This is a genomic window from Streptomyces tricolor (genome assembly GCF_002155905.1).
Classification (GTDB): Bacteria; Actinomycetota; Actinomycetes; order Streptomycetales; family Streptomycetaceae; genus Streptomyces; species Streptomyces tricolor.
Map to the genome: position 1 here is coordinate 1 of NZ_MUMF01000236.1, position 26,181 is coordinate 26,181.

The 26,181-nt window shown below is 72.6% G+C and carries 26 protein-coding genes and 1 pseudogene; 8 read left to right on the plus strand and 19 right to left on the minus strand.

The genetic code is table 11. The annotated features are described in order from the left end of the window. Nucleotides 1-34 precede the first annotated feature (34 nt). Genes crtI through CCN44_RS17560 form a run of 3 tightly spaced genes read left to right on the plus strand, consistent with a single transcriptional unit; the run spans nucleotide 35 to nucleotide 3,671 of the window. The gene (crtI, locus tag CCN44_RS17550) at nucleotides 35-1,573 is read left to right on the plus strand and encodes a phytoene desaturase family protein (RefSeq protein ID WP_086698182.1); all 1,539 of its coding nucleotides are present in this window, start codon (nucleotides 35-37) and stop codon (nucleotides 1,571-1,573) included. After that, nucleotides 1,570-2,580, plus strand: a complete 1,011-nt coding sequence (locus tag CCN44_RS17555; protein WP_086698183.1) for a phytoene/squalene synthase family protein — start codon at nucleotides 1,570-1,572, stop codon at nucleotides 2,578-2,580. Before crtI ends, CCN44_RS17555 begins: the two co-directional genes overlap by 4 nt. Then, nucleotides 2,577-3,671, plus strand: coding sequence for a DUF5914 domain-containing protein (locus CCN44_RS17560; RefSeq protein WP_086698184.1), 1,095 nt, complete (start codon nucleotides 2,577-2,579; stop codon nucleotides 3,669-3,671). The genes CCN44_RS17555 and CCN44_RS17560 overlap by 4 nt, the downstream gene beginning before the upstream one ends. Nucleotides 3,672-3,762: 91 nt before the next feature. Here the strand turns inward: CCN44_RS17560 and nrfD are convergent, their stop codons facing one another. The 4 genes from nrfD to CCN44_RS17580 all read right to left on the minus strand — a co-directional run bounded on the left by nrfD (nucleotide 3,763) and on the right by CCN44_RS17580 (nucleotide 6,873). Then, complete coding sequence (nrfD, locus tag CCN44_RS17565; RefSeq protein ID WP_189397367.1) at nucleotides 3,763-4,776, minus strand: NrfD/PsrC family molybdoenzyme membrane anchor subunit; 1,014 nt, start codon at nucleotides 4,774-4,776, stop codon at nucleotides 3,763-3,765. Between the two features lie 88 nt (nucleotides 4,777-4,864). Continuing rightward, nucleotides 4,865-5,806, minus strand: coding sequence for a 4Fe-4S dicluster domain-containing protein (locus tag CCN44_RS17570; protein WP_086698185.1), 942 nt, complete (start codon nucleotides 5,804-5,806; stop codon nucleotides 4,865-4,867). Between the two features lie 226 nt (nucleotides 5,807-6,032). Then, complete coding sequence (locus CCN44_RS17575; RefSeq protein ID WP_059247264.1) at nucleotides 6,033-6,482, minus strand: ATP-binding protein; 450 nt, start codon at nucleotides 6,480-6,482, stop codon at nucleotides 6,033-6,035. A 217-nt stretch (nucleotides 6,483-6,699) separates the two neighbouring features. Then, entirely contained in the window at nucleotides 6,700-6,873 is a 174-nt protein-coding gene (locus tag CCN44_RS17580) for a CsbD family protein (RefSeq protein ID WP_086698186.1), read from the minus strand. Between the two features lie 552 nt (nucleotides 6,874-7,425). Here CCN44_RS17580 and CCN44_RS17585 point away from each other — a divergent pair. Then, nucleotides 7,426-8,151 carry a dienelactone hydrolase family protein gene (locus tag CCN44_RS17585; RefSeq protein ID WP_086698187.1) on the plus strand — a complete coding sequence of 242 codons (726 nt, stop codon included), beginning with the start codon at nucleotides 7,426-7,428 and terminating at the stop codon, nucleotides 8,149-8,151. 278 nt (nucleotides 8,152-8,429) lie between these two features. Here the strand turns inward: CCN44_RS17585 and CCN44_RS17595 are convergent, their stop codons facing one another. The 7 genes from CCN44_RS17595 to CCN44_RS17630 all read right to left on the minus strand — a co-directional run bounded on the left by CCN44_RS17595 (nucleotide 8,430) and on the right by CCN44_RS17630 (nucleotide 15,386). Continuing rightward, nucleotides 8,430-8,723 (minus strand): DUF1330 domain-containing protein, encoded by a 294-nt coding sequence (locus tag CCN44_RS17595; protein ID WP_059247262.1) that lies wholly within the window; start codon nucleotides 8,721-8,723, stop codon nucleotides 8,430-8,432. Between the two features lie 54 nt (nucleotides 8,724-8,777). After that, nucleotides 8,778-10,211 (minus strand): MFS transporter, encoded by a 1,434-nt coding sequence (locus CCN44_RS17600; RefSeq protein WP_086698188.1) that lies wholly within the window; start codon nucleotides 10,209-10,211, stop codon nucleotides 8,778-8,780. Beyond that, nucleotides 10,208-10,570 carry a MarR family winged helix-turn-helix transcriptional regulator gene (locus CCN44_RS17605; protein WP_086698189.1) on the minus strand — a complete coding sequence of 121 codons (363 nt, stop codon included), beginning with the start codon at nucleotides 10,568-10,570 and terminating at the stop codon, nucleotides 10,208-10,210. The genes CCN44_RS17600 and CCN44_RS17605 overlap by 4 nt, the downstream gene beginning before the upstream one ends. 384 nt (nucleotides 10,571-10,954) lie before the next feature. Next, nucleotides 10,955-12,073, minus strand: coding sequence for an alpha/beta hydrolase family protein (locus CCN44_RS17610; RefSeq protein WP_237480991.1), 1,119 nt, complete (start codon nucleotides 12,071-12,073; stop codon nucleotides 10,955-10,957). Nucleotides 12,074-12,409: 336 nt separating this feature from the next. Beyond that, nucleotides 12,410-12,568 (minus strand): hypothetical protein, encoded by a 159-nt coding sequence (locus CCN44_RS44445; RefSeq protein WP_167403997.1) that lies wholly within the window; start codon nucleotides 12,566-12,568, stop codon nucleotides 12,410-12,412. Nucleotides 12,569-12,822: 254 nt separating this feature from the next. Next, the gene (locus tag CCN44_RS17625; RefSeq protein WP_189397368.1) at nucleotides 12,823-13,626 is read right to left on the minus strand and encodes a phosphatidate cytidylyltransferase; all 804 of its coding nucleotides are present in this window, start codon (nucleotides 13,624-13,626) and stop codon (nucleotides 12,823-12,825) included. Beyond that, complete coding sequence (locus CCN44_RS17630; RefSeq protein WP_086698191.1) at nucleotides 13,623-15,386, minus strand: pyridoxal phosphate-dependent aminotransferase; 1,764 nt, start codon at nucleotides 15,384-15,386, stop codon at nucleotides 13,623-13,625. The genes CCN44_RS17625 and CCN44_RS17630 overlap by 4 nt, the downstream gene beginning before the upstream one ends. Before the next feature lie 281 nt (nucleotides 15,387-15,667). Here CCN44_RS17630 and arr point away from each other — a divergent pair, with 281 nt between their 5' ends. After that, complete coding sequence (arr, locus tag CCN44_RS17635) at nucleotides 15,668-16,078, plus strand: NAD(+)--rifampin ADP-ribosyltransferase (protein WP_086698192.1); 411 nt, start codon at nucleotides 15,668-15,670, stop codon at nucleotides 16,076-16,078. 162 nt (nucleotides 16,079-16,240) lie between these two features. Here the strand turns inward: arr and CCN44_RS17640 are convergent, their stop codons facing one another. Next, on the minus strand, nucleotides 16,241-17,710 hold the full coding sequence (locus CCN44_RS17640; RefSeq protein WP_167403998.1) for an MFS transporter: 1,470 nt from the start codon (nucleotides 17,708-17,710) through the stop codon (nucleotides 16,241-16,243). Between the two features lie 81 nt (nucleotides 17,711-17,791). Between CCN44_RS17640 and CCN44_RS17645 the strand changes: the two genes are divergently transcribed. After that, entirely contained in the window at nucleotides 17,792-18,214 is a 423-nt protein-coding gene (locus CCN44_RS17645) for a winged helix-turn-helix transcriptional regulator (protein WP_059247256.1), read from the plus strand. A gap of 34 nt (nucleotides 18,215-18,248) precedes the next feature. On the opposite strand, the pseudogene CCN44_RS46270 reads toward CCN44_RS17645, so the two are convergent. The 7 genes and pseudogenes from CCN44_RS46270 to mgrA all read right to left on the minus strand — a co-directional run. Then, nucleotides 18,249-18,438, minus strand: a pseudogene (locus CCN44_RS46270) (NF041680 family putative transposase); the annotation flags it as partial. 359 nt (nucleotides 18,439-18,797) lie between these two features. Beyond that, the gene (locus CCN44_RS17655; RefSeq protein WP_086698194.1) at nucleotides 18,798-19,001 is read right to left on the minus strand and encodes a hypothetical protein; all 204 of its coding nucleotides are present in this window, start codon (nucleotides 18,999-19,001) and stop codon (nucleotides 18,798-18,800) included. Nucleotides 19,002-19,090: 89 nt separating this feature from the next. Further along, nucleotides 19,091-20,074 carry a sphingomyelin phosphodiesterase gene (gene sph / locus CCN44_RS17660; protein WP_086698195.1) on the minus strand — a complete coding sequence of 328 codons (984 nt, stop codon included), beginning with the start codon at nucleotides 20,072-20,074 and terminating at the stop codon, nucleotides 19,091-19,093. 220 nt (nucleotides 20,075-20,294) lie between these two features. Further along, nucleotides 20,295-21,533 (minus strand): cation:proton antiporter, encoded by a 1,239-nt coding sequence (locus tag CCN44_RS17665; protein WP_059247254.1) that lies wholly within the window; start codon nucleotides 21,531-21,533, stop codon nucleotides 20,295-20,297. 5 nt (nucleotides 21,534-21,538) lie between these two features. After that, on the minus strand, nucleotides 21,539-22,024 hold the full coding sequence (locus CCN44_RS17670; protein WP_059247253.1) for a cation:proton antiporter regulatory subunit: 486 nt from the start codon (nucleotides 22,022-22,024) through the stop codon (nucleotides 21,539-21,541). A gap of 110 nt (nucleotides 22,025-22,134) precedes the next feature. Then, on the minus strand, nucleotides 22,135-22,317 hold the full coding sequence (locus CCN44_RS17675; RefSeq protein ID WP_059247252.1) for a hypothetical protein: 183 nt from the start codon (nucleotides 22,315-22,317) through the stop codon (nucleotides 22,135-22,137). A gap of 122 nt (nucleotides 22,318-22,439) precedes the next feature. Continuing rightward, nucleotides 22,440-23,483, minus strand: coding sequence for an L-glyceraldehyde 3-phosphate reductase (gene mgrA / locus CCN44_RS17680; protein ID WP_086698196.1), 1,044 nt, complete (start codon nucleotides 23,481-23,483; stop codon nucleotides 22,440-22,442). Between the two features lie 191 nt (nucleotides 23,484-23,674). On the opposite strand from mgrA, the gene proP reads away from it, so the two are divergent. Next, on the plus strand, nucleotides 23,675-25,207 hold the full coding sequence (gene proP / locus CCN44_RS17685; protein ID WP_059247250.1) for a glycine betaine/L-proline transporter ProP: 1,533 nt from the start codon (nucleotides 23,675-23,677) through the stop codon (nucleotides 25,205-25,207). A gap of 144 nt (nucleotides 25,208-25,351) precedes the next feature. Next, nucleotides 25,352-26,170, plus strand: a complete 819-nt coding sequence (locus CCN44_RS17690) for a chitosanase (RefSeq protein WP_059247249.1) — start codon at nucleotides 25,352-25,354, stop codon at nucleotides 26,168-26,170. The last annotated feature ends 11 nt before the right edge of the window (nucleotides 26,171-26,181 follow it).

Below are 26,181 nucleotides of genomic sequence, written 5' to 3' on the forward strand. Positions count from 1 at the left end.
CCCCGGTCACCCGCGGCGCGAAGGAGAGCGGCCGATGAGGCGGACGCTGCCCGGACGCACCGACCACGTCGTGGTGGTGGGAGCCGGTCTCGCCGGGCTGTCGGCCACCCTGCACCTGCTGGGCGCCGGACGTCGCGTCACCGTCGTCGAGCGGGATCCGGTGCCCGGCGGCCGGGCCGGACGCCTGGACCTGGGCGGCTACCGGATCGACACCGGTCCCACCGTGCTGACCATGCCCGACCTCGCCGAGGAGGCCTTCGCGGCCGTCGGCGACAGCCTGCACCGGCGGGTCGAACTGGTCCCCCTGCACCCCGCCTACCGGGCCCGCTTCGCGGACGGCAGCACGCTCGACGTGCACACCGACGCCGACGCGATGACGGCGGAGGTGGAGCGGTTCGCCGGCCCCGGCGAGGCGGCGGGCTACCGGCGGCTGCGCGACTGGCTGGAGCGGCTGCACCGGGCGCAGATGCGCCGCTTCATCGACGCGAACTTCGACTCCCCGCTGAACCTCCTCAACAGCGACCTGGCCCGGCTGGCCGCGCTCGGCGGCTTCGGCCGGCTGGACGCACGGATCGGGCGGTTCCTCAGGGACGAACGGCTGCGCCGCGTCTTCTCCTTCCAGGCGCTGTACGCGGGCGTGCCGCCGGCCCGCGCCCTGGCCGCGTACGCCGTCATCGCCTACATGGACACCGTCGCCGGCGTCTACTTCCCGCGGGGCGGCATGCACGCCCTGCCCCGGGCCATGGCGGACGCCGCCGCCGACGCGGGCGCCGACCTGCGGTACGGGCAGCGGGTGACCCGTCTGGAACGCTCCGGGGACCGGGTCACCGCCGTCGTCACGGACCAGGACCGCATCCCCTGCGACGCCGTCGTCCTCACCCCGGACCTGCCCGTCGCCTACCGGCTGCTGGGCCGCCGGCCCCGGCGCCCGCTGCGCCTGCGGCACGCGCCGTCCGCCGTGGTGCTGCACGCCGGAACCGACCGGACCTGGCCGCACCTGGCGCACCACACCCTCTCCTTCGGCGCGGCCTGGCGGACCACGTTCGACGAACTCACCCGCACCGGGCGGCTCATGAGCGATCCGTCGCTCCTCATCACCCGGCCCACCACCACCGACCCCGGGCTCGCTCCGCCGGGCCGCCATCTGCACTACATCCTCGCGCCCTGCCCCAACACCGACATCGGACCGGACGCCGCCGCGTGGGGCGACCTCGGCCCCCGCTACCGGGACACGCTGCTGCGGGAGCTGCAACGGCGCGGCCTGGACGGCATCGAGGCCGCCGTCCAGGAGGAGTGCCTCGTCACCCCCGCCACCTGGCAGGCCGCCGGCCATGCCGCGGGGACACCCTTCTCGGCCGCCCACACCCTTGCGCAGACAGGGCCGTTCCGGCCGCGGAACCTGGTCCGGGGCACCGAGAACGCCGTCCTCGCCGGCTGCGGCACCACACCGGGCGTCGGCGTGCCGACCGTGCTGGTGTCCGGCAAGCTCGCCGCCGCACGGATCACCGGCCCGCCTCCGGCACCCCCACTGCCGCGCGCCGCGGCGGCGTACGGGGAGGCGGCCGGCGTATGACGGACCGTGAACTGGACGCGGCGGGGATCGGCGACCCGGCGCTGCGCGCGGCCTACCGCCACTGCCGCGCCCTGAACGCGCGGCACGGGAAGACCTACTTCCTCGCCACCCGGCTGCTGCCGGTCGAGCGCAGACCCGCCGTGCACGCTCTGTACGGCTTCGCCCGCTGGGCCGACGACATCGTCGACTGCCTCGGTCCCGGCGCGGACACCGGGCGGCGGGCCGCGGCCCTGACGGGACTGCGGCGGAGCCTGGAGGAGGGGCTGCGGGACGGGCACAGCCACGAGCCGGTGGTCCTGGCACTCGCCGACACCGCACGCCGTTACGGGATCGAGCCCGCGCTCTTCCACGACTTCATGTCCGCGATGAGCGCCGACCTGACCGTGACCGACTACGCCGACTACGCCGCCCTGCGCGGCTACATGCACGGCTCGGCCGCGGTGATCGGGCTGCAGATGCTGCCGGTCCTGGGCACGGTCGTACCGCGCGAGGAGGCCGCCCCGTACGCGGCCGAACTGGGCGTCGCCTTCCAGCTGAGCAACTTCCTCCGGGACGTGGGCGAGGACCTGGACCGGGGGCGGGTCTACCTGCCCGCCGATCTGCTGGCCGGCCACGGAGTGGACCGGGAACTGCTGCGGTGGAGCCGGGACACCGGCCGGCACGAGCCGCGGATCACGTCCGCGCTGCGCGAGTTCGAGGCGCTGACCCGCGGTGTCTACCGTCAGGCGCTGCCCGGCCTCGCCATGCTGGCGCCGGTGTCGCGCCCCTGTATCCGGACCGCGTTCCTGCTGTACCGCGGCATTCTCGACGCGGTCGCCCGGGACGGCTACTCCGTGCTGCACCGCCGCGCGGTGGTCCCGCGCCGGCGCCGCGCGGCGGTCGCCGCCGACGGTCTGGCGCGCGCGGTCGCCGCGCGGCTGCGGGCCGGGCGTTCCCCGGCGCCGTGTCCGCCGCACGCTCCGGCACCCGGCACACCGTGCCCGCCCGCCGCGAAGGAGGTCATGTGAAACCCGTCCCGTCCGGCCGGCGCGGCCGTCTTCCGCTCTCGCTGCGCCGGCGCCCGGTGCCCTGGGAGCGGCAGCGGCCCACCTGGCGGGACGCCGGGCCCGCGGTGATCGCGCGGGCGCTGAAACGGGCCGAGGCCCGCCCGTCCGGCAACTGGTACGTGGTCGGCGCGTCGGGCGAGCTGCGGGCGGACCGTCCGCTCGCCCGGACCGTCGCGGGACAGGAGGTGGTCGTCTGGCGCGGCCCCGACGGCCGTCCGGCCGGCGGCCCGGGTGTCTGCCCCCACCTCGGCGCACCGTTGCGGGACAGTCCCGTCCGCTGCGGCACCCTGGTGTGCCACTGGCACGGACTGGCCCTGGACGGCACGCCGCACGCGGGCTGGGTTCCCCTGCCGGTGCACGACGACGGCGTCCTGCTGTGGGTACGGCTGGACGAGCTGGGCGGTGAGGCGCCGCTGGACGCACCGGTCGTCGCGCGGCGGCCCGAGCGGGCGACGGCGCTGACAGCCGTCTACTCCGGCACGGGAGTCTGCGAGGTCGAGGACATCGTGGCCAACCGCCTCGACCCGTGGCACGGGGCGTGGTTCCATCCGCACGCGTTCGCCGACCTCACCGTGGTCGGCTCACCCGACGGCGCGGACGGGCCACCCGGCACCGTGGCCGGCTCGTCCGGCATCGCGGTCGGCTCATCCGACACCGTGGCCGGGGCATCCGGCATCCGCGGCACCGAGGACGCCTTCACCGTGGACGTCTCCTTCAAAGTGGCGGGGCGCCTGGTGGTCCCGGTGCGGGCCGTGTTCACGGCTCCCGAACCGCGCACGGTCGTCATGCGCATCACCGAGGGGGAGGGCGCGGGTTCGGTCGTCGAGACCCACGCCACACCCCTCGGCCCGGACGAGCTGGGCCGGCCGCGGACCGCGGTGACCGAAGCCGTGCTGGCCGTGTCCGACCGGCCGGGCTTCGCGGTCGTCCGCCGGGCGGCACCCCTGCTGCGGCCCCTCGTCCGCGCGGCCGCGGGCCGCCTGTGGCGGGACGACCTCGCCTACGCCGAGCGGCGCTGGCACCTGCGCTCCACGGGACGGTTCCCCGGCTGATCCCGCGCGTCGGCCGCCCGGCGCGCCGGCCTCCGCGGCGTCGGCCAAGAGGCAACGTGCCTCACAGCCGACCTGATCCGAACGACAGGCCCTACCCGCCCCGCGCCGCCAGGCGCTCCCGCTGCGGGACGACGGTGTACGCGGGGTCCTCGGCGGAGGCCACCCCGGCGTGGAACACGCCGAACCGCAGCGCCGCCGAGCCGGTGAGCAGCGCGGTACCGGCCGCCATGGCGAGGCGCCGGTCCCGCCCGCGGCACAGCGCGAGCACCGCACCGCCCGCCGTGAGCAGTTCCGCGGCGCGCACCAGCACCCGCGCCCGCCCTTGCCCGAAGGGCTCGGCGGCCAAGCCCATGCGCCGCCGCATCGCCCGGAAGGCACCCAGTTCCAGGGCGGCCCCGAGCACCGCCAGCCGGCGGGCCGGCCCCGCCTGGACGACCGGGACGGCGGCCAGCGCAAGGCCGGCCGCCGCCGTGGCGGCCGAGCCCGCGAAGACGAACGGCAGCTCACGGTAGCCCTCGTGCCACGCGGGCACCGCCGTGTCCGACAGCAGCACCGCCGTGTACGTCGCCACGGCCGGGCCGAGGACGGCGGCGGCCACCGTGGCGGCCGAGCCCAGCAGCCGGTACCGGCCCGCCACCTCGGTGGCCGCCGCCGTCAGCGTCAGCGGCGCGTACCCTGCGAGCAGCCACGAGCCCACGCTCATCGGGGAGGTCGGCTTGATCACCCGGAGCATGTTCAGGAACCGGGCCGGCCGGCCCAGGTCGTGCACCAGCGCCGCCAGCGACAGCGAGACCGCCCCGGCCGCGCCCAGCTTCGCCGGTGCCGCGAGCCCCGGCCGGCCGGTCAGCTGTCCCCCGGCCGCGAGCAGTGAGGACGCCCCGGCCAGCCCGCCGAGGTACAGATACCCGGCGATGTCCAGCGGCTTCCACGGCGGCTTGGTGAGCACGGGGGTGCCGTAGTACGACGCGAACTCGGCGTCCGGCACCACCGGCCGCTCGCCCCGGCCGTGCCCGCGCCTGCGGCGGCCCGCGTGCGCGCCGGGCACCGCCTCCCGGCCGGGCCGCGCGCCCCGCACGCCGTCCCGGGTGACGTCCGACCCGCTCATCACGGCCTCCTCACGCGGGCGCTGACGCTCCTGGCGGCCTCCGCGCGGACCACGCGGGTCGTCGCCGCCTTCCGGCGGGCCTCGCCGGTCATCGCCGCCTCCGCGCGAAACTGCCGGCCGCGAGCGCGGTCAGCGAGACGGCGGCCAGCGCCGCCTGCCGCCACATGGCGGGCAGGTCCCGGGTGGTGACCACCGGGTCCGGGGGCAGGCCGTACACCTCGGGCTCGTCCAGCAGCAGGAAGAACGCGCCGGCGCCGCCGACCCCGTCGTCCGGGCTCTCGCCGTAGAGGCGGGCGTCGGTCGCGCCGGCCGCGTGCAGCTGCGCCACCCGGGCCCGTGCCCGTTCCCGCAGCTCCTCCAGCGGGCCGAACTGGATGGAGTCCGTCGGGCAGGACGTGGCGCAGGCGGGCTCCAGGCCGACGCCGAGCCGGTCGTAGCACAGGGTGCACTTCCACACCCGGCCGTCGTCCTCGCGTCGGTCGATGACGCCGTACGGGCAGGCGGGCACGCAGTAGCCGCAGCCGTTGCAGATGTCCTCCTGGACGACGACGGTGCCGAACTCGGTGCGGAACAGCGAGCCCGTGGGGCACACGTCCAGGCAGGCCGCGTGGGTGCAGTGCTTGCACACGTCGGAGGCCATCAGCCAGCGCAGTCCGGTCCCGCCGTCGGGGGAGGCCGGGGAGATCCGCGCGGCGGCGGTGAAGACGTCCACGTCGCCGGCGTCGTCCTGGGCGGCCGACGGCTCCGGCCCGCCGAACGGCCCCCGTTGCTCCACGAACGCCACGTGCCGCCAGGCGTCGGCGCCGAGGCCGCGCGTGTTGTCGTACGACATGCCGGTCAGCGCCAGACCGTCCGCCGGGATCGCGTTCCACTCCTTGCAGGCCACCTCGCAGGCCTTGCAGCCGATGCACACGGACGTGTCGGTGAAGAAGCCCACCCGTGGCGGTGCGTCCGGGTAGCCGGAGGCACCGGCGACGTCCGGCTGCGGACCGTACAGCGCGTTGCCGCGGTCCTCGGCGCCGTCACCCATGCCGTCCTCCTCGCCCATGACCGCCCGCCCGCGGCTGCTGCCGGGACCACCACCGCGCGCACGCTCATCGTCGGTGTTCGGTCCCGCACGCTCAGTGCTCTGCTCCGAGCCTGGCACGAGTGCTCCCGCTCCGCGCGCCCGAGAGGGTCCGGCCGCTTCGTACGGCTGACGGGGCGGGCCGCTCCCGGCTCACCGGGTGCGGGGCGGAGCCGCCCGGCCGGACGGTTCAGTCGGCCGCCGCGGGGCCGAGCGGCACGGTGGCCGAGACCCGCTTGCCCCGGGACAGCCAGGTCACCTCCAGCCCCCGGGAGAGCATCGCCACGAGATGCAGGCCGTGGCCGCCGACCCGCCGGGGGTCGGGAGGATGCCGCCGGGGCGGCTCCGGGGAGGTGTCCGTCACGGTGACGCGCAGCGCGCTCGCGCCGGGCAGCAGCTCCAGGCGCAGGGCGCACGGGCCGGGCGCGTGCTGGGCCGCGTTGGTGACGAGTTCGCTGACGACGATCTGGGCATCCTGCACCGGCCGCCGCCCGAGCGCCGGCCGGACCCGCGCCAGCAGGGCGGCAACGGCGTCTCTGGCCTCGGCGATGCTGGATACACCGGTGCCCCAGGTGCGGCTGTAGCGCAGGGGCGCCGGGCGGTCCTGCGTCGTCGCGTGGGTCCTGAGCGGGATGTCCATACCTTGTTTGCCCTTTTCCTCTGGGGTCAGGGGCCCTTCCTGTGCACAGGGGGGTCGTGCCGTCCCTGCTCGGTTACCCCCGGTTCCGGCAGTCAAGGGGACGTCCGCGAGGAATCCTCCGGATGCGCGCCGGGGGGTCACACAGCGGAACGGGTCCGGAGATCGGCTTCCGCTGATCTCCGGACCCGTTCCGCAGCCGAATCGGCGCGTGCACGCCTCAGTGCTTGAAGACGTCCTTGATCTTCTCCTTGGCCTGCCGGGCATCCCCGCGGGCGCCCTTCATGCGGCCCTCGTCCTCCATGCGCTCGTTACCGAGGGCGCGGCCCGCGGCCTCCTTGAGCTCGCCCTTGGCCTGCTCCGTCTTGGCCTTCGCCTTCTTGTTGCCGGCCATCGCGGCTCACATCCTCAGATCGACGTGGTCTGCGGTCGACATCCGGATTGCCGCTCCACCGGAGTCCAAACCGATCCGCGTCCGACGGCCCCTCCTGGCGAACGCAACACGTCCGTCACCGCCACCGCCCCTGCCTCGAAGCGCTCCCCTGGCCAGCATCAGCGGGCCCGCCCACGGCCACGCCGTCGACGAAGCCGTCACCTGGCTTCTCGACCCCAGTACACCGACGGCTTACGGGGCAGGTGGCACCGCACTGTCGATGAGACAGCGCACGCCGTACACGCCCGCCCGTTCCGGCGAGTGCCCTCGACGATGCGGTCGGTGTGCAGGGCACCGGCGGTCAGGCCGAACTCGGTCGGGGCCCCGCCGACAGCGAAACACGCGAACTCACCGAGCGCGACGAGGGCCTCGCCGCCGCACGCGCCGTGAACCGGGACTTGATGGCTCAACTGAGCCGATGACGGGGGGTGCCGGACTACGCCGGAGACCTGCCTTCTGCCAGCGGCAGAACACCGGCCCGACCGGGCTCGACGATCACTACAGTCCAGGCTCATGACGACGGTGACAACACGCACGATCGAATACAGCGCCGACGGCCTGACGATGATCGGGCACCTCGCGCTCCCGGCCGGTGACGACCGCCGGCCCGCGGTCCTGGTCGGGCCCGAGGGGATGGGGCTCAGCGACGTCGAGCGCCGCCGGGCCGATGCGCTCGCCGAGCTGGGATACGTGGCCCTGGCCTTCGACCTCCACGGCGGACGCTATCTGGGCGACCCCGAGGAGATGCTGGCCCGTTGCCTGCCCCTGCTCGCCGATCCCGACCGGATGCGAGGCATCGGCCACGCGGCGCTCGACGTGCTCCGCGCCGAGCCGCGGACCGACCCCGACCGGATCGCCGCGGTCGGCTACGGCACCGGGGGCGCCATCGCGCTGGAACTCGGGCGCGACGGCGCCGACCTGCGCGCGATCGGGACAGTCAACGGACTGACCACGGGCCGGCCGGGCGAGACGGCGCGTATCCACTGCCCGGTGTGGGCCGGCGTCGGGTCGGAAGACCCGATCATGCCGCCCGCGCAACGGAACGCGTTCACCGCCGAGATGCAGGCTGCGGGCGTCGACTGGCGCCTCACGGTCTACGGCGGTGCCTTGCACGCCTTCCATCACCCGACGGTCGACCACCCCACGGTCCCCGGCGTCGGCTACCACTCGCAGCATGCGCAGCGAGCCTGGCGTGACGTCGTCGACCTGCTCGCCGAGTGCCTGCCCATAACGGAGTGATCCGGTCGGCAACCGCGACTCGATCCATCTCCAGGACCAGCGGCTGAGCTGACCCGAGCCGTGCTCGGGGCGTTCCGGCTGGGCTCGTACTACCTGCTCGAATACCGCACCCGCACGATCTTTCGGGCACCCTCAGCGGACCGCTTCCTCCCTCCGCGCCGGCCGAGTGGAACCGGCTGATCGATCTCGGCAAGCAGGAGGTACGCCGCCTGTCGGACGGGCGTCCTCCCCATGCACCGGCCCTGAGAGGGTTCAGTGACGATCCGACGGGACCGCGGTCAGTCGATGCCTTCGACGATGCGGAAGTCGCGCTCGACGCCGTCGGAGAGGGCGATCAGCGCCTCCTGGTAAGCCGCACTCTCGCGTGCCGCGACGGCCTGCTCGAAGCTGTCGAACTCGATCAGCACGGTGCGCTCGGCGATTCCGGCGTCATGCGCCACGACCCGACCGCCACGGACGAGGACCCGACCGCCCCCGGCCTCGACGGCCAGGCGAGCCAGCTCGTTGTAAGCAGCCAGCTTCTCAGGATCCGAAATGGTGCGATAGACGCTGACCCAGTAGCCCTTGGGCATGGAACCTCCAGTGCTGTGATAAGTGCATCTGACTTTGTGATGGGTGCATCCGACTTACGGGGTGGTCCCGGACGAGCGTCGGCGGGCGAGAGCGAGGCCGGTCAGCGTCGTGATCGCCATGGCCCCGACGCCGACCAGGGCCGCGGTGGTGTAGGCGCTGTCGTCGGGGAAGAGGTGGCCGGGGCCGGTGCCCGCGGCGAGGATCAGGCCGCCGATGGCGCTGCCCAGGGAGTACCCGACGCTGCGGACGACGTAGTTGAAGCTCATGGCGCTCGACGTCTCGCTCTTGGGGGTGACGGCCAGGATGACGCCGGGCATCGCGGCCGAGAAGCCGCCGACGCCGAAGCCGAGCAAGCCCATCGCCGCGAACAGTTCGGCCAGGTCCGACCGGGCCGCCGTGAACAGGGCGAACCCGCCGCCGACCACGGTGGCACTGCCGGCCAGGAGCAGGGGGTCGGCGATCCGCTTCCGGGCCCGCGGCGTGAGCTTGCCGGCGACGAACCCCAGCACCGAGAACGGGATGAGGACCAGCCCGGCGACGAAGGTCGTGAGCCCGAAGCCGTAGCCGGCGCCGCGCGGCGTCTGCGCGTACCGGGTGATGAGCGTGAGCAGGAGGTACATGCCGATCCCGCCGACGAACATGGCGAGGTTCGCCCCGGCGACCGCCGGGTGCCGCACCGCCCGCACATCGACCAGGGGCGTCGTGCTGCGCAGTTCGATGACGGCCCAGACGCCGAGCAGCACCACCGCGACGACGGCGAGACCCGCCGCCACGGCGAAGTGCCGGCTCCAGAGGTTCCGTTCGCCGGCGAGGAACAGCACCAGGAGCAGCGCAGCGGCCAGGACGACCGCGCCTGCCACGTCCACCTGGGCCAAGCGGCCTTCGGGCGCTTCGGGGAGGGAGCGCCACGCTGTCAGGAGGGCGGCGGCGGTGAGGACCAGGCCGAGGCCGTAGGCGGCCCGTACCCCGCCGACCTCGGCGAGCAGTGCGGCCAGCGGGTAGCCGACGCCGGCCCCGATGACCGAGACCACCGAGATCAGGGCGATGACGGCCGCGCTGCGCTCCTCGGGGAGGTGGTCCCGGGCCACGCCCATCATCAGGGCCGTCAGCCCGAGCCCGACGCCCTGGGCCGCCCTGCCGGCCAGCAGCCACGCGAACGGCAGCGGCAGCACGGTGAGCGCGCTGCCGGCGACGACGACCGCCAGCGTGGCGAGGATCGTGGCCCGCCGGTGCGGGCCGGCCCCGAGCCGGCCCAGGACCGGCGTGGCGACGGCGCCGCTGAGCAGCGCGGCGGTCAGCGTCCACTGCGCGCTGCCCAGCGAGACGTGGAACGAGGTCGCCACGCTGGTGATGAGCGGCGTCCCGAGGCTGGCGATCGCCGCCACGACCAGAGAGAGGAACATCAGGGCGGGGACCAGCAGCCGCGCCTCGGAACGCGCCACCGGGAACGCCTCCACCGCGACCCCGCCGGCCGGCCGCCCGGTCACTGCTTCGGCTCTTCGCGGTCCTGGCTTTCGAGCTCTGCCAGATGCTTCAGCGCCGGAAGGGCCGCCACCAGCGCCTCGACCTCGTCGTCGGTGAGCTCGCCGATCAACCGCTCGAACGCGTGGATGCCCGCCTGGCGCCGCGTCCGGACGTAGGAGGCGCCGGCCTCGGTCAGGCACACCAGCGTGACCCGCTTGTCGGACGCGTCGCCCCGCCGCTCGACCAGGCCGGACTCCTCCATCACCCGGACCAGGGCCGTCATCGCGGGCTGGGTGACGCCCTCGACCGCGGCCAGATCGGTGATGCGCCGCGGGCCGGTCCGGTCGAGAGTGGCCAGGGTGGCGGCGGACGTCAGGCTCATGTCCCGGGGCAGGCGTCTCACGGCCCTGGTGGCCAGGCCGTAGAGGGCTGCCCCGATGGCGGCGGACGCGCCAGGAGCGGTGTCTTGACGACTCATGCCCGAAGCATAACACTTTTATATTCATAGCTTATGTAAATGGTCGACCGACGCCGGCTCCACCGGCTGCGCTCGGGGGCCGAGGGCAGCATCAGGGAGGGCGTGGACGGCCACCGACTTGCGGTCACGCCGCTGCTGGACCGGGGTGAGCGGCCGGACCTTCACGCCGTGACGGTGTCAGGGCGGGCAGGCCGGCGGCTCGGGCTGTGTTCTTCGAGTAGCCCTGCCACTAGCCCTGCCACCTGGCAGCGGTGTCACGCTGCCGCACCGCTGCCGAGGCCGCCACACTCATCGGACGAAGCGCACTTCGGGGTAGTCCGAGGAAGACTTGTCCAGCAGATGTCGTGGCCGGCCTAGCAGGTGCTGGTCGAAGAACGCCGTGACGTAGGCACGCTGGGCTGCGGTGCTGCGCTCGGGGTCCACGGTGCCGATGAACTGCTCGCGGGTCTGCGCCGGGATGTCCAGGTGCTCGTCCAGAGCGGGCACGATCGTCTGAGCGTCGGTGTAGCTGAAGTGGCCGCCCCCCTCCAGGCTCAAGTCGCGCTTCCAGCCGGTCGAGCGGTCCCAGAACGACTGCCAGGACGGCTTGTTGAGGTGAGTCTGATTCGCCTTGCCCATGAGCATGAACGGGCGGTCGAGCCCTTCCAGGGCCACAGGGAGGAATTCGGTGCTGCTGTACTGGAGCGTGCCGTCCATGTTGATGCCCGCGTCGATGCGACGGTCCGCGCGCATGGTCTCGGCCGCGGTGACACCTCCGGCCGAATGACCGTACATTCCGATCCGATCCAGGTCGAGCGCCCCGCCCAGCCCACGGGGTAGACGGCGCCCCTCGGCATCGGGGTTGCGGCCGGCCCGCAGCACCGCAAGCTGGTCAAGGACGAAGCGGGTGTCCCGTACCCGGGTCTCGACAGCCTTCTTGACCGTCTCGGCTCCGGTCATCGGCTCCTTCTGCAACTCGACGCGGCCGTTCGGGAACTCCACCGGAGTGGTCTCATGGGTGTGGTCCACGGTGACCACCACGTAGCCGCGGCTCGCCAGTTCCACGGCCGTCGAGGTGCCAAGCGCGCGGGGGACCCCCAGACCCGGCGAGTACAGCAGGACCGGCCGCCTGCTGCGGTCGTCGGCAGGGGCCATCGAGGCCGCGTCCGTCCGGGTGGCGGCCCAGTCCACCTCGCCGGGACGGGCCAGCCCGAACGAGCCCGCCTTGTCCACGAAGCGCGCGGCGCCGGGCTGCAGGTACGGCTGGCGGGAGTATCCGCTCACTGAACGCGCCGGATACCACACACTGACCATCAGCTCCCGTTCCCTGTCGGCGACCCAGGGATCGGGCCGGTCCCGGTCGACGAGATGAAGTTGAGTGCTCCCGACCGCCTGCCGCCCCGTCGGCTCGGGCAGCTCGAACCGCACGGCACCATGAGCTGCCGAGGGTAAGGGCTCGGACGAGGAGGCGGCGGAGGCGGCCGTGCCCGCACCGACGGACAGGGTGAGGACAAGAGCCACCGCGGTGGTTCTACCTGTATGGAATCGCATGCCAGCCAATCTGGCCCCGGGCCCCGCATCGACACGTCCGCCGACAGGCGGAGCCGATCCCTGGCATTCCCCTGAGCACCTTCTCCCCGCTGTTCAGGGTCGGGGTTACCTCGGGGTCCCAGATGACCAACGTCAAGGGGTCGTCCGGTTCCGATGGGCCCCGGAGCGGCACCTACTCGTTTCGGCGAGCCCGGGGTGCGAAGGAAACCCGGCCTACGTGTACGCCTGGTCGACGCGGTGAAAGCTTTCCGAGCCGCTCATAATCCAGGGCTTCGGACGGTTCTCGGTGCCCTTGTCGCCGGTGAGGATGCAGGCGGCGTGCGGCTGCTGAATGCTGATGCCCCGGATCCAGTCGCCGTCGGCAAGAGGCACGCAGCTCATGCCGTCCGCCCCCCGGATTGCCGTCCCCTGGCGGCCGGCCCTACGACCGTTGACGGGCGGCACCGGACTGACCCTCGATGACCTAGCCGAACGCGCCGGCCTGTCCAGCCGAACCCTCGCCCGGCGCTTCGCCGAACAGCTCGGCACCAGCCGGGGAGGGAGGGGCCTGGTTGTCACTCGGAGTGGCCGCGTCGCGGAAGTTGAGCCTTAGCCGCTTGCCGCGTAGGAAGCCATTGCCCCATGGCTCACCCAAGCACCAGCAGCACCGCCAGAGCGATGAGGAGGGAGTCGATCCGGTCGAGGATGCCGCCGGAGCCGGGCAGCCACCGGCCGGCGTCCTTGGCGCGGACGCCCCGCTTGACCATCGACTCCAGCAGATCCCCGAGCGGGCCGCCGACCGCCACGGCCACCGCCGTCTGCCACGTCAGGGAGGACAGCACGGCCAGCGCGAGGAGACCGGCCGCGGCCCCGGCCAGCGTGCCGCTCCACCGTTTGGCGGGCGACAGGGGGGAGAGCTGGGGGCCGCCGAGACGGCGGCCCGCCGCGTACGCGACGATGTCGGCGATCGACACGGACACGAACAGGACGAGACCGAGGGCGCCGGACGATACGAGGCCGGCCAGGGTGCCCAGCCACACGAGCCCCAGCAGGCCGGCCCCCAGGCGGCGGAGTCCGTGCTCCGCGTCGCCCGAGAGCAACGGCACCCCGGCGATCGCGAGCGCCCCGGCCGCCGCCACCCGGAGCACCTCTCCGGGGGCCAGCCAGGCGGTCAGGACGAGTCCGACGATCGCCGCGCCCAGCACCGCCCGGTCCACCGGACCGAGCTGGAGCAGCCCGCTGAACTCTGTCACCGCGACCACACCGACCACGGCCGCGAGTACCGCGATCCCCGGTGAACCCAGCCAGAAGGCGGCGGTCACCAGGGGCACTCCGAGCGCCCACACGCACCAGCGGACCATCAGTTCCCGGCGCCGGGTCGCCGCCACCGCGACGCCTCCGGCCGCCAGTGCCCCGCTGAGAAACGGCACGAGAGCGGCGACCGTCGTCACCGGGCTGCCTGTCCCGGCGCGCCCGAGGCCACTGCGACCGGCGTGCGCAGCGCGTCCAGGGCGCTCCGGCACGCCGCCACGATCCGCGCGTTCTCCGCCGTGTCACGGACGGCGATCCGGACGGTCCGCCCCTCGTACGCCGGGGACATCGGCGACAGGTCACGCAGGAAGACGTCGTGCCGCCGGCACTCGCGCACCAGCCGCGCCGCGCTCGGTCCGTCCGGCGGCAGAGTCACCGTGAGGAAGTTCGCCACCCCCTCGTCGACCGAGGAGAACCCGTCCAACTCAGCAAGGCCGTACGCCAATGTCCGGCGCAGCACATGGGTGCGGGCCCAGCGCTCCGCGTAGTACGCGGGGTCGCGCAGCGCCGTCACGGCAGCCAGCTGGGCCGGCAGGCTCACGGGCCACGGCGGCGTCCAGCGTCGCAGCTCCCGGGCCGTCTCCGGACCGGCCACCAGGTACGCGGCCCGCATCCCCGACAGCGCGTACATCTTCGACAGCGAGGTGCAGACCACGACCCGGGCGTCGACCGAGGCGAGCCCGGCAAGCGAGTCCGCCGGATCGACGTACCCCAGGTACGCCTCGTCGATCCACCACCGGGTCCGCACGGGCGAGGCCTCGATCACCGCGCGCAGCGCGTCGGCCGGGACGTGCCGGCCGGTCGGGTTGTTCGGGTTGACCACCACCACCAGGTCGTACCGCCCGTCGCCGGTCGCGGCGGCGAGCCGGGCCGGGTCGAGCAGCCAGCCGTCCTCCCGCCGCAGTGGGAGCCGTTCGACCCGGCAGCCGATCACCCGCTCGGTGACATGGGCGTACTCCCCGTAGCCCGGATCGAGCAGGAGCACCCGGCTCCCCGGCGTCAGCCACCGGCCGAACGCGCGGAAGATCAGATCGGACGAGCCCGCCCCGGCGACCAACGACTCCACCGGCAGCCCGCGGACCCCGGCGATCTCCGCGAGCAGTCCCTCCGCGCCCGTCGGCGGCGAGGTCCGGGCCGCCCACCCCGGATCCTCCGAGAGGACCGCGCGTACCCCTGGGGACGGCGGGAACCAGGCGTCCAGCACATCCGCCGCGACCACCTCGTGACGGCGGGCCAGGGTACGGAAGTCGGTGCCGATCGCCGAGAAGAACGCCCCGCCGTGCTCACAGCCGTCCGCACGCGGCGCGAAGGGCACGTCGAGCCGCCAGTCGAGGCCCGTCCGCAGCCGCTCCAGGATCCGGCCGTGGCGCTCCGCGACCGTTTGTGCCAGCTCGGCCACGGAACCGCTGAGGACCTCGAACGACACCGCACCCGAGCGGACTGTGCGCCCCACCGGCCGCAGCCCGGCGGCGAGGTACATGTCGAGCAGCTCCGTGCGTCCCATCGCCACCACCCGGCGTCCGCCCCGCGCCGCGACCCAGCGCAGCGCCGCGTACATGAGCAGTGGCGCCGCCGCGGTGGACCGCCAGTGCTCCTCGACGGTCAGGACGCGGATCTCGAACGGCGCCTCCTCGGTCAGGACCGGCAGCTCCTCGCGCGTCAGGTACTTGTCGAGGGAGTAGCGGCCGACCCACGGCGGAGTGACGCTGACGAAGCCGATCCGCGTCTCGCCGCGCGCGGCCACGAGGTAGACGCCGTCGCCGTCGAGTCCGTCGATCAGCCTTCCCGACGGATCCACCGGATGCTGGCCGAGCTCCTCCGCGTACACGCGGTGCCGTAGTTCGTGGATCCAGTCGAGATCCCGCGGCGTGGCAGTGCGCAGCTGCAGGGCATGGTCCATGCGTATGTTCCCCCGAGTCGGTCCGGCGTTCGCGCCCCAGCATGGAGGAGTCCGGCAGACCGCACCTGAGTACGCGTACTCAGCCGGACAGCGGATGAGCCGGAAGCGGTCCAGGTCAGGGGGAGTCCACGGGCAGGTGGCGAACCACCGGCGTGGGCCGGGCAAAGCCGCCGCTCGATCCAGCGTCGGCTGGTGCAGCGGTGGAAGGCCGGAGGTGGTCCGGCCGCGGGCGGGGGGCTGTGCGCCCGTCCTCACGATGCTCTGTGGGATAACCTGTACCGATGGACGAGGTGTTGGACGAAGGCCCCTTCTATCACGGGACAAAGGCTGATCTGCGGGTCGGGGATCACCTCACCGCCGGTTTCCGTTCCAACTACCGGCCCGAAGTCGTGATGAACCACATCTACTTCACCGCGTTGCGTGACGGTGCGGGACTCGCCGCCGAACTCGCCGCCGGTGACGGGGCTCCGCGGGTTTACGTCGTCGAGCCGACCGGGGAGTTCGAGAACGATCCGAACGTCACCGACAGGAAGTTCCCCGGTAACCCCACCCGCTCCTACCGCAGCAGGGATCCGCTCCGGATCGTCGGCGAGGTCACCGACTGGACGCGACTGACGCCCGAAGCGCTCCAGATGTGGCGAGACCGGCTGGCCGCGATCCGTGCGGACGAGCGCGCCGAAATCATCAACTGACGGTGGTCCAGGGGTGGTTGACCCATCTCCGTCCACGGACCGGACCGGCCGGCATCAGCGGCTCGGTCCTGTCCGCGTCGCATCAGGAATCGCCGTACGCGGAGGCAGAGCAGCCCGCGGGGTCCGGGCTTCCCGTCCCGTGACGGGGTTGGCCACTGCTGGTCAGGAGACCGAGGCGCTGTCTTCCGAAGATGCCACGCCTTGTTGCTTCATGCTCACGGGCGGCGTGGCCCTGAGCAGGCCGGCGCCAATGACCAGGGCGGCCAGTGTGAAGCCGGCGGCGGCCAGGAAGGCCACGTGGTAGCCGCCGGCCAGCGCTTCCGCCTCGGTCTTCCCTGCCGCGGTGAGGCTGTCCGTGCGCGCGCCGGCGAAGGCGCTCAGCACGGTCAGGCCCATGGCGCCTCCCATCTGCTGAGTGGTGTTGAACAGCCCGGAGGCGATGCCGGAATCGGCGGGTGTGACGGCAGACATGCCGAGGCCCATGATGGCGGGCGCGGCCAGGCCGAAGCCCAGCCCCATGGCGAGACTGGCTGGGAAGAAGTCCACCAGGTAGACGCCGTTGACTCGGGCGAACGACAGCATGACGAACGCCCCGATGATGAGGGCGAGTCCCAGGAGGAGCATGGCGCGCTGGCCGAACCTGGTGATGAGCCGGGTTGACAGGCCGAGGGATACCGCCGCGATCACCACAGCGATGGGCACGAACCCCATACCGGCCTGCAACGAGTCGTACTTCAGCACCTGCTGCAGGTAGAGCGTGCCGAAGAACAACAGGCCGAACATGGCGGCGATCATCAGGAACTGGACGATGTTGGCCGCGGTCAGGCTCCGCGAACGGAAGAGCTTCAGCGGCAGCAGCGGCTTGGCCGCCGTGGCCTGGCGTGCGACAAACCCGATCAGCAACAAGAGGGACACGGGACCGAGCAGCAGGGTCTGGGGCGCCCCCCAGCCAACACGCTCAGCGTCCACGATGGTGTACACCAAGAGCATCATGCCGGCCATGACCAGCAGGGCTCCCAGGAAGTCGGTGCCCTTGCCCATCCCCTCGCCGCGGTCGCGGGGGAGCACTCGTACGCCGACCAGGACCAGGACGGCACCGATCGGTGCATTGATGAAAAAGATCCAGTGCCAGCTGAGCAGATCGGTGAGAACGCCGCCGAGCAGCGGCCCGACCGCTCCGCCGCCGGCGGAGGCAAAGCTGTAGGCAGCGATGGCCTGGGTCTGCCTGCGGCGCTCGGAGAACACGGTCGCGACCATGCCGAGGATGCAGGCGGAGGCGACCGCTCCACCGATCCCTTGGAGGAAGCGGGACGCGATCAACGCAGTCTCACCGGCAGCGACACCGCACAGCACCGAGGAGGCGCTGAACAGACCGATTCCGGTGAGGAAAACGGCCTTCCGTCCGATCAGGTCACCGAGCCGCCCGGCCAGCAACAGGAGCCCACCGAACGGAATGACGTAGGCATTGACCACCCAGACGAGGTTCTCGGAGGAAAATCCGAGGCCACGCTGCACAGCGGGCAGCGCCACGTTCACGATGTTCTGGTCAAGGACGATCATCATCTGGCCGACACAGAGCAGGATGACGGTCAGCCAGGGCGAGCCACTGACCGGCGCGTTGGGCAGGGGCATGGTCGAACCTCCCTTTGGGGAACTATTTGTTACAGCCGACATCTTCTGTAACCATCAGTCGCCGCGGAAGGAGGAACTTTCATGTCACGCAGTAACACGCATGTGTCCCAGGAGGTCACCGCCCAGGCGTGTCCGCTCGTCGAGGTGATCGATCACGTGGCGGGCAAGTGGAGCATCAGCATCCTGGTCGCCGCCGCGCGTGGCCCCGTCAGGTTCACCGAGCTGGAACGCTCCATCGAAGGCATCAGCCGGCGAATGCTCACCCTGAACCTGCGCAGACTCGAACGCGACGGCCTGTTGACGAGAACCGTTCATCCCACCGTGCCGCCGAAGGTCGAGTACAGCCTCACTGCCATGGCACGGGAGCTGCACTCCTACCTCACCGGCCTCGTGGAATGGGCGGAGCGGCATCGTGGCTCCATCGCCCAGGCCCGAACCGCCTACGACTTGGCGGCCGCGACCACGCAAGCCGGTCAGCCTGGCCCGCAGCCGGGGGTGCGCTAGGCCAGCTGACCTGCTTACGCCCGCAGTGTGAAGAGGGTCTGAGTCGGTTCCGTTCGGTGATGCCCTCGGGTCGTTGACGGTTGTACCTACGTCGTAGCGGGCGGTGGGCCGTCGGTCTTTCGATCCGAGCGGCCGTCCCGCCCGGGGTGTGAGGGTTTGGGCGCACGGGCCGGACAGGCCGGGTGCGGGCGGAGGTTCCGGAAACGGCGGCGGACCTGGGCGGGGCGTCAACCACACCCCGAGGCGGACCTCGGTGCCGTCCGGGAGGGTCTCGACCTGGCCCCTGGCTTCTGGTGACGGTCAGGGAGCCTGTGCGGGCCGGGTACTGCTCCCAGGGGCCGCGCACCCCCGCTCCAAGGTCGCAGAACTGCCCCTGGGTGCCTTCACGGGCACCTCGGGCTGCTGCGGGGGCAGGGGCGTGACGCCGAGAGGGCGGTCAGGCGTTCACGCTGCCCCTCGGCCAGCCCCTGCCGCACGACGGACGTGTAGTGCGCTGCAGCGCCGGCCACCGGCCGACGTCGGCCCCTGGAGATCTCGCCCGGCACGCTCTCCGCCACCCAGGAGCCCAGGGCCACCGGCCGGGCTACTGGCGCTGCCAGTCCACCGGCCACGCCGGCCACCGGTCCGGATCGATCTCGGCGCGCTGCTCCGCCCGCCGCCGCGCCCGCTCCGGATCCGTCCCGCGACCGCCGCCCTCGCACAGGTTCGCCAGCCGCTGCCCTACCGGCTTGTCGAGCGCCGTGGCGGTCACCGGAGCGGCCGGCGTGCCCGTGTCCGCGTCGTACACGCGGGCCGCCGCCGCCGAGCCGACAGCGCCCCCGCCCGCATGGCACGCCGTTGGTCCGCTCCGGCCGGGGCCCGACGGCGCGCGGTCGCCTAGCCCGCGAAGGCCCGCACCGGGTAGTGGTCCGAGAGGTTCGTGTACGTGTACGACGCCCCCCAGCTGGTCACTGTCCACGGCGCCGACTGCTCCCGGACCACCTCGTTGCGCCACCCGGCCGGCCGGGCGTGACCGGCGCGGGGGAGGACGTGGTCCAGGTCCTCGCGCGGATCGTCCGGGTAGCGGTCGCGGGCGACGGAGTTCTCCCGGGTGTCGAAGGAGTACGGGTGGCCGGTGCGGGCGTCGGCCCCGGCCAGGTCCGCGTCGGCGAGCATGCTCGCGTACTCGGCGCTGCGCGAGTCGACGTTCAGGTCCCCCGCGACCAGCACCTCCTCGTCGGCCGGGATGTTCTTGGCGTCCAGGAAGGCGTCGACGGCCCGGAACTGACGCGCCCTCACCTGGGCCGCCTCGCCCGCGCCGCACCCCGGGTCCGTGGACTGCGCGTGCGTGCCGACGACGTGCACCTTGGTGCCGTCGACGTCCAGCACCACGTACGCGAATCCCTTGTTGGACCACCAGTCGGCGCCGCAGGCGTCCCGGTAGACGTACTGCTCCCGGCGCAGGACGGGCCACTTGCTGAGCACGGTGACCCCGCCGTCCTCGGGCGTGGTGGCGGAGTAGGCCCCACCGGTCGCGTCCCAGCCGTCGCGGCCGCGCCCCACCACCGGTGTCTGGTAGGGGTACCGGTCCGCCGCCGCGCGCTTCAGCGCGTCCGACGCGGAGTTGTCGAACGCCTCCTGCAGCACGACCACGTCGTTGCCCTGGAAGAAGGACGCCTTCGGTATCTCCGCGGCCCGGTGGTCCTGCCCCCAGTTGGGGTACAGGTTCTTGCTCATGAGGAAGACGTTGTACGTCAGGACCCGCAGCGCCGGTGCGGGTTCCGCGGCGGCGGCCGGTGCCGGGCCGGCGAGCGCGGCGGCGGGCAGGGCGAGGGCGAGCACGGCCGCGGCGAGGGCGCGGCGCGGTGCGAAGGGCGTCACTGGATCTCCCTGTCGAGGAAGGGGCTTGAGTGGCGCCGCACATCAAACCATCCGGGATTACCCGCAGGTAACACCCAGGCGCGCACAGATGGCGCTCAGTGGAGGAACAGGACGCCGGGGCCCTGGCCCATTGGTGGGCGGGCGGCGGCGCCGGATCCGTGAGCGGTCCCGGACGGGGGAGAGGGCTGCACGGTACGTCGGCGCCGCCGGGCGGCGGTGGTCAGGGGCGGCCGACCGAGGCCTCCTGGTCCGGTGCGAGGGCGTCCGGGCCGGCCCCGGCCTCCGGTGCCGCGCCCCGGACGCGGCGGCCGGTCAGCCGCAGGGCGAGCGGCTCGGTGTACCGGGCGGTCAGCGGGCCGAGCACGACCAGGAGCAGCACATAGGCGGTGGCCAGCGGGCCGAGGTCGGAGTCGATGCCGGAGGTGACGGCCAGCCCCGCGATGACGATGGAGAACTCGCCGCGGGCGACGAGGGTGCCGCCGGCCCGCCACCGGCCCTTGGCCGAGATCCCGGCACGGCGTGCCGCCCAGTAGCCGGTCGCGATCTTCGTGAGGCTGGTGACGACGGCCAGGGCGAGCGCGGGCAGCAGCACCGGGGGGATGCTCGCCGGATCGGTGTGCAGGCCGAAGAAGACGAAGAACACCGCCGCGAACAGGTCCCGCAGCGGGGCGAGCAGATTGTGGGCGCCCTCGGCGACCTCCCCGGACAGGGCGATGCCCACCAGGAACGCGCCGACCGCCGCCGAGACCTGGAGCTGCTGGGCGACTCCGGCCACCACCAGCGTCAGCCCGAGCACCACCAGCAGCAGCTTCTCGGGGTCGTCGGTGGAGACGAACCGGGAGATGTGCCGGCCGTAGCGCACCGCCACCAGCAGGACCAGGCCCGCCACGCCGAGCGCGATGGCCAGCGTGACGCTGCCCGCGGCGAAGCCGGTCCCGGCCAGCAGGGCCGTGACGACGGGCAGGTAGACCGCCATGGACAGGTCCTCCAGCACCAGGATGCTGAGGATCACCGGTGTCTCCCGGTTGCCGATCCGGCCCAGATCGCCGAGGACCTTGGCGATGACGCCGGAGGAGGAGATCCAGGTGATGCCGGCCAGGACGACGGCGGCGATCGGGCCCCAGCCCAGCAGCAGGGCCATGGCGGCGCCGGGCAGGGCGTTGAGGGTGGCGTCGACGATTCCGGCCGGGTACTGGGTCTTCAGGTTGGAGACCAGATCGCCGGCGGTGTATTCGAGGCCCAGCATGAGCAGCAGCAGGACGACGCCGATCTCGGCGCCGATGGCCACGAACCCCTCGCTGGTGCCGAGCGGCAGCAGCCCGCCCTCGCCGAAGGCCAGGCCGGCCAGCAGATAGAGCGGGATGGGTGAGAAACGCAGCCGGGCCGCGAGCCGGCCGAGCAGCCCGAGGCCCAGGATGATCGCGCCGAACTCGATCAGGAAGACCGCGGAGGAGTGCATCCCGATCACTCCCGCCCGAGTATCGCGGCGGCGGCGTCGACGCCCTCGCGGGTGCCGATGACGATCAGCGTGTCCCCGCCGGCCAGCCGGAAACCGGGGCCGGGGGAGGGGATCGCCTCGGCGCGGCGCAGGACGGCCACGATCGACACGCCGGTCTCGGTGCGCATCCGGGTGTCGCCGAGCAGCCGTCCGTTCCAGTGCGAGGTGCCGGACAGCTCGATCCGCTCGGCCACCAGGCCCAGCTCCGTCGTGGACAGCAGGGTGGGGCTGTGATGGGTCGGCGTCAGGGCGTCCACCAGGGCCTCCGCCTCCTGTCCGGTGAGGTGGACCGACAGTGCGCAGGCGTCCGGATCGTCGCGCCGGTAGGCGCTCAGCGTGCGCGAGCCGTCCCGGTGGGCCACCACCGACAGGTGGCGGTGCTCGCGTGTGGTCAGGTCGTACCGGACGCCGATGCCCGGCAACGGCGTCCTGCTGGTGCGTGCGGCGCTCATGGCGGCCCCCCTGCCCGGCTGGATCGTTTCTTGGTGAAACCTTTATCCGAACCCTATCCCGGCGTTGATCGTCCGAGGGAGGGCGCCCGGTGGGCAGGGGGGCGGAAACGCTATGAGCCGGAGGCCGCGGTGCCCTCGCCGTCGACGGGATCGGGCTGGCACATGTGGCACAGCTCGTGGTCACCGTCGCGGGTGACGAGGGTCCCCCAGCCGAGGCACTGCTCGCAGTCGCGGGCGAGCCCCAGGTCGGGGTGGGGAGGCACGAGGTGGCTGCGGTGGGCTCCGTAGGCCATGCGGTGAGCGGCTCCTTGACGTGCGGAGGGGTCGCGAGGGGAAGCCCGACCACGATGTCCGGCTGCTCCCATTATGTCCTACTTTTTGCTTACGTCTGTGACGTACGTCACAAATCTCCCGGCTAGCTGAGCTGCCCCAGCCGGGCGTCCCGCCACAGGTCCACGCCGCCCTCGGTCGCGTACCGGTCGATCTCGGCCAGCTCCTCGTCGCTGAAGGCGAGGTTCTCCAGCGCCGCGACGTTCTGCTCCAGCTGCTCGACCCGGGAGGCGCCGATCACCAGGGAGGTCACCCGCTCGTCCCGCAGCGCCCAGGCCAGCGCCAGCTGGGCCAGGGTCTGCCCGCGCCGGGCCGCGATGTCGTTCAGGGCGCGCAGCCGGTCCCGCAGCTCGTCCGTCAGCCAGGAGGCGTCCAGGGACGTCCCCCGCGCGGCCCGCGAGTCCTGCGGGACGCCGTCCAGGTAACGGCCGGTGAGCAGGCCCTGGGCGAGCGCCGTGAAGCCGATGACCCCGAAGCCCTCCTCCTCCGCCGCGTCCAGCAGGCCCTCGGTCTCGATCCAGCGGTTGAGCATGCTGTACGACGGCTGGTGGATCAGCAGCGGGGTGCCGAGGTCGCGCAGGATCGCGGCGGCCTGCCGGGTGCGCTCGGCATCGTACGAGGAGATGCCGACGTACAGCGCCTTGCCCTGGCGGACGGCGGTGTCGAGCGCGCCCATGGTCTCCTCCAGCGGCGTGCTCGCGTCCAGCCGGTGGGAGTAGAAGATGTCCACGTAGTCCACGCCCATCCGGCGCAGCGACTGGTCCAGCGAGGCCAGCAGGTACTTGCGGGAGCCGCCGCCCTGCCCGTAGGGGCCGGGCCACATGTCCCAGCCGGCCTTGGTGGAGATCACCAGCTCGTCCCGGTGCGGCGCCAGGTCCGTCCGCAGCAGCCGGCCGAAGTTCCGCTCCGCCGCGCCGTACGGCGGGCCGTAGTTGTTGGCCAGGTCGTGGTGGGTGATCCCGAGGTCGAAGGCGCGCAGCGCGATCTCGCGCTGGGTCTCGAACGGGCGGTCGTCGCCGAAGTTGTGCCAGTAGCCCAGGGACAGGACCGGCAGGTCCAGTCCGGAACGGCCGGTGCGCCGGTAGCGCATGGTGCCGTCGTAGCGAGCGGGGTCCGCGACGTACGTCATCGGGTCTTCTCCGGGTGGTGCCGTAGGGGTCGCCCCTGCGTGTGCGCACGGGCCCGTCCACCCTGCTCCCTGGCGCCGCGCAAGTCCAACCGCCGTCCCGGATGGGATTGAGCGGTTCCGTTTCTTAATCGGGCCACAGGGGCAGGCGGTGATCGACGGAGCGAGAAAGGGAGGCGCCCGTGAGCGGTGCGATGTCCGGAGGGGAACAGCAGGCCCGGAGCAGGCCGCGGGTGCCGGGGGCCGTGGCGCGGCTGCCGCGCCAGGTCCGGGAGGAGTTGACCCGCAGGCTGCGCCGCAACCGGCGGGCCTTTCGCGCGGACGACGTCCAGGTCGTCGAACCACCGCTGCTCCGGCGCGCCGTGGGCGCATCCGCGCTCGGCAACTGCATGGAGTGGTTCGACTTCGGCGTCTACAGCTACCTCGCCGCCACCATCGGCAAGGTGTTCTTCCCGGGCGCCTCGCCCGCCGCCCAGGTCATCTCCTCGTTCGCCACCTTCGCCGCCGCCTTCGTCGTACGGCCCCTCGGCGGACTGGTCTTCGGGCCGCTCGGCGACCGGATCGGCCGGCAGAAGGTGCTCGCCACCACCATGATCATGATGGCGGCGGGCACCTTCGCCATCGGCGTCATCCCCGGCTACGCGACCATCGGCATCGCCGCGCCCGTCCTGCTCCTGCTGGCCCGCATGGTGCAGGGCTTCTCCACCGGCGGCGAGTACGGCGGGGCGACCACCTTCGTCGCCGAGTACTCCCCGGACCGCCGGCGCGGATTCCTCTCCAGCTGGCTGGACTTCGGCACCTTCGTCGGTTACGCCCTCGGCTCGGCCCTGGTCACCGCGCTGAACCTGGCCCTGACGGAGGACCAGATGCTCTCCTGGGGCTGGCGCGTGCCGTTCCTGATCGCCGGACCGCTGGGCGTGATCGGCCTGTACATGCGGCTGAAGCTGGAGGAGTCCCCGGCCTTCCAGCAGCAACTGGACGACCACGAGAAGGCGCTGGCACAGGAGTCGGCGGGCAGCGAGTTCAAGGACATCGTCCGCAACCACTGGCGGCCCCTGCTCGTCTGCATGGGCCTGGTGCTGCTGTACAACGTCACCAACTACATGGTCACCGGCTATCTGCCGACCTATCAGACCGAGACCCTGCACCGTTCCAGCGGCTCCGCGGACCTGCTGGTGCTCGTCGGCATGGTGTGGATCGTCGTCCTGATCACCTTCCTCGGTCGGCTCAGCGACCGGGTCGGCCGACGGCCGCTCTACGCCGTCGCGGCCGCCGCGATGATCGTGCTCGCCGTGCCGGCCTTCCTGCTGATCAAGGCGCACGGCACCTGGCCGCCGATCCTCGGGGTGCTGCTCCTGGCCACGCTGCTGGCCTGCTTCGCCGCACCCAGCGCGGCAACCCTGCCCGCCCTGTTCCCGACCGCCGTCCGCTACGCCGCCATGGGCATCGGCTTCAACGTCGCCGTCGCCGCGTTCGGGGGGACCACCCCGCTGGTCACCGCCGCCCTGGTCGACCTCACCGGCGACGACCTGATGCCCGCGTACTACCTCATGCTGGCCGGCGTCATCGGCCTGCTCACCGTCCGCTTCCTGCCCGAGAGCGCCCAGGTCCCGCTCAAGGGCTCGCAGCCGATGGTCGGTTCGCGCGAGGAGCTGAGCGAACTCCTCACCACGTCGAAGGAGTTGTACGCCTTCACCCAGGAGCGGGAGAGGGCGCGGCGCGACTGAGCCGGGGGCGGGGCGTGGCGGTTGTCCGATCCTACGAACTTCTCGCCGGCCGGGTTACCGGTCGTGGCGGCCTTTGATAGGAAACTTTCCTATCGGTACTCGACAGGACCGACCCGCCACCCCCCACTCCCTTTTGGAGGCCCTGTGGTGCACGAAGACCGCCTCTCCCGCCGGACCGTCGTCGCCGCGCTCGGCGCCGTCGCCTCCGGCGCTCTGCTCGGCCTCTCCCCGGCCGCCCCGGCCTCGGCCGCCGCGCCCGGCCTGGACGACCCGGCGAAGAAGGAGATCGCCATGAAGCTGGTGTCGAGCGCGGAGAACTCCTCGCTCGACTGGAAGGCCCAGTACAAGTACATCGAGGACATCGGCGACGGCCGCGGCTACACCGCCGGCATCATCGGCTTCTGCTCCGGCACCGGCGACATGCTCGACCTCGTCCAGCTCTACGCCGACCGCAGGCCCGGCAACGTCCTCGCCGCCTACCTGCCCGCCCTGCGCAGGGTCAACGGCACCGACTCGCACCAGGGCCTCGACCCCGACTACCCCAGGGACTGGCGCAAGGCCGCCCAGGACACCGTGTTCCAGCAGGCCCAGAACGACGAACGCGACCGCGTCTACTTCGATCCGGCGGTAGCCCAGGGCAAGAAGGACGGCCTGCGCGCGCTGGGCCAGTTCATCTACTACGACGCCATCGTCATGCACGGCGACGGCGACGACCCGACCAGCTTCCGCAACATCCGCAAGCGCGCCCTGCGCAGCGCCAAGCCGCCGGCCCAGGGCGGCAACGAGACGACGTACCTCAACGCCTTCCTGGACGCCCGGGTGTGGGCCATGAAGCAGGAGGAGGCGCACAGCGACACCAGCCGCGTCGACACCGCGCAGCGGGTCTTCCTGCGCAAGGGCAACCTCGACCTGAACACCCCGCTCGACTGGAAGGTCTACGGGGACGGCTACCACCTCGACTGACCCGCGCCACG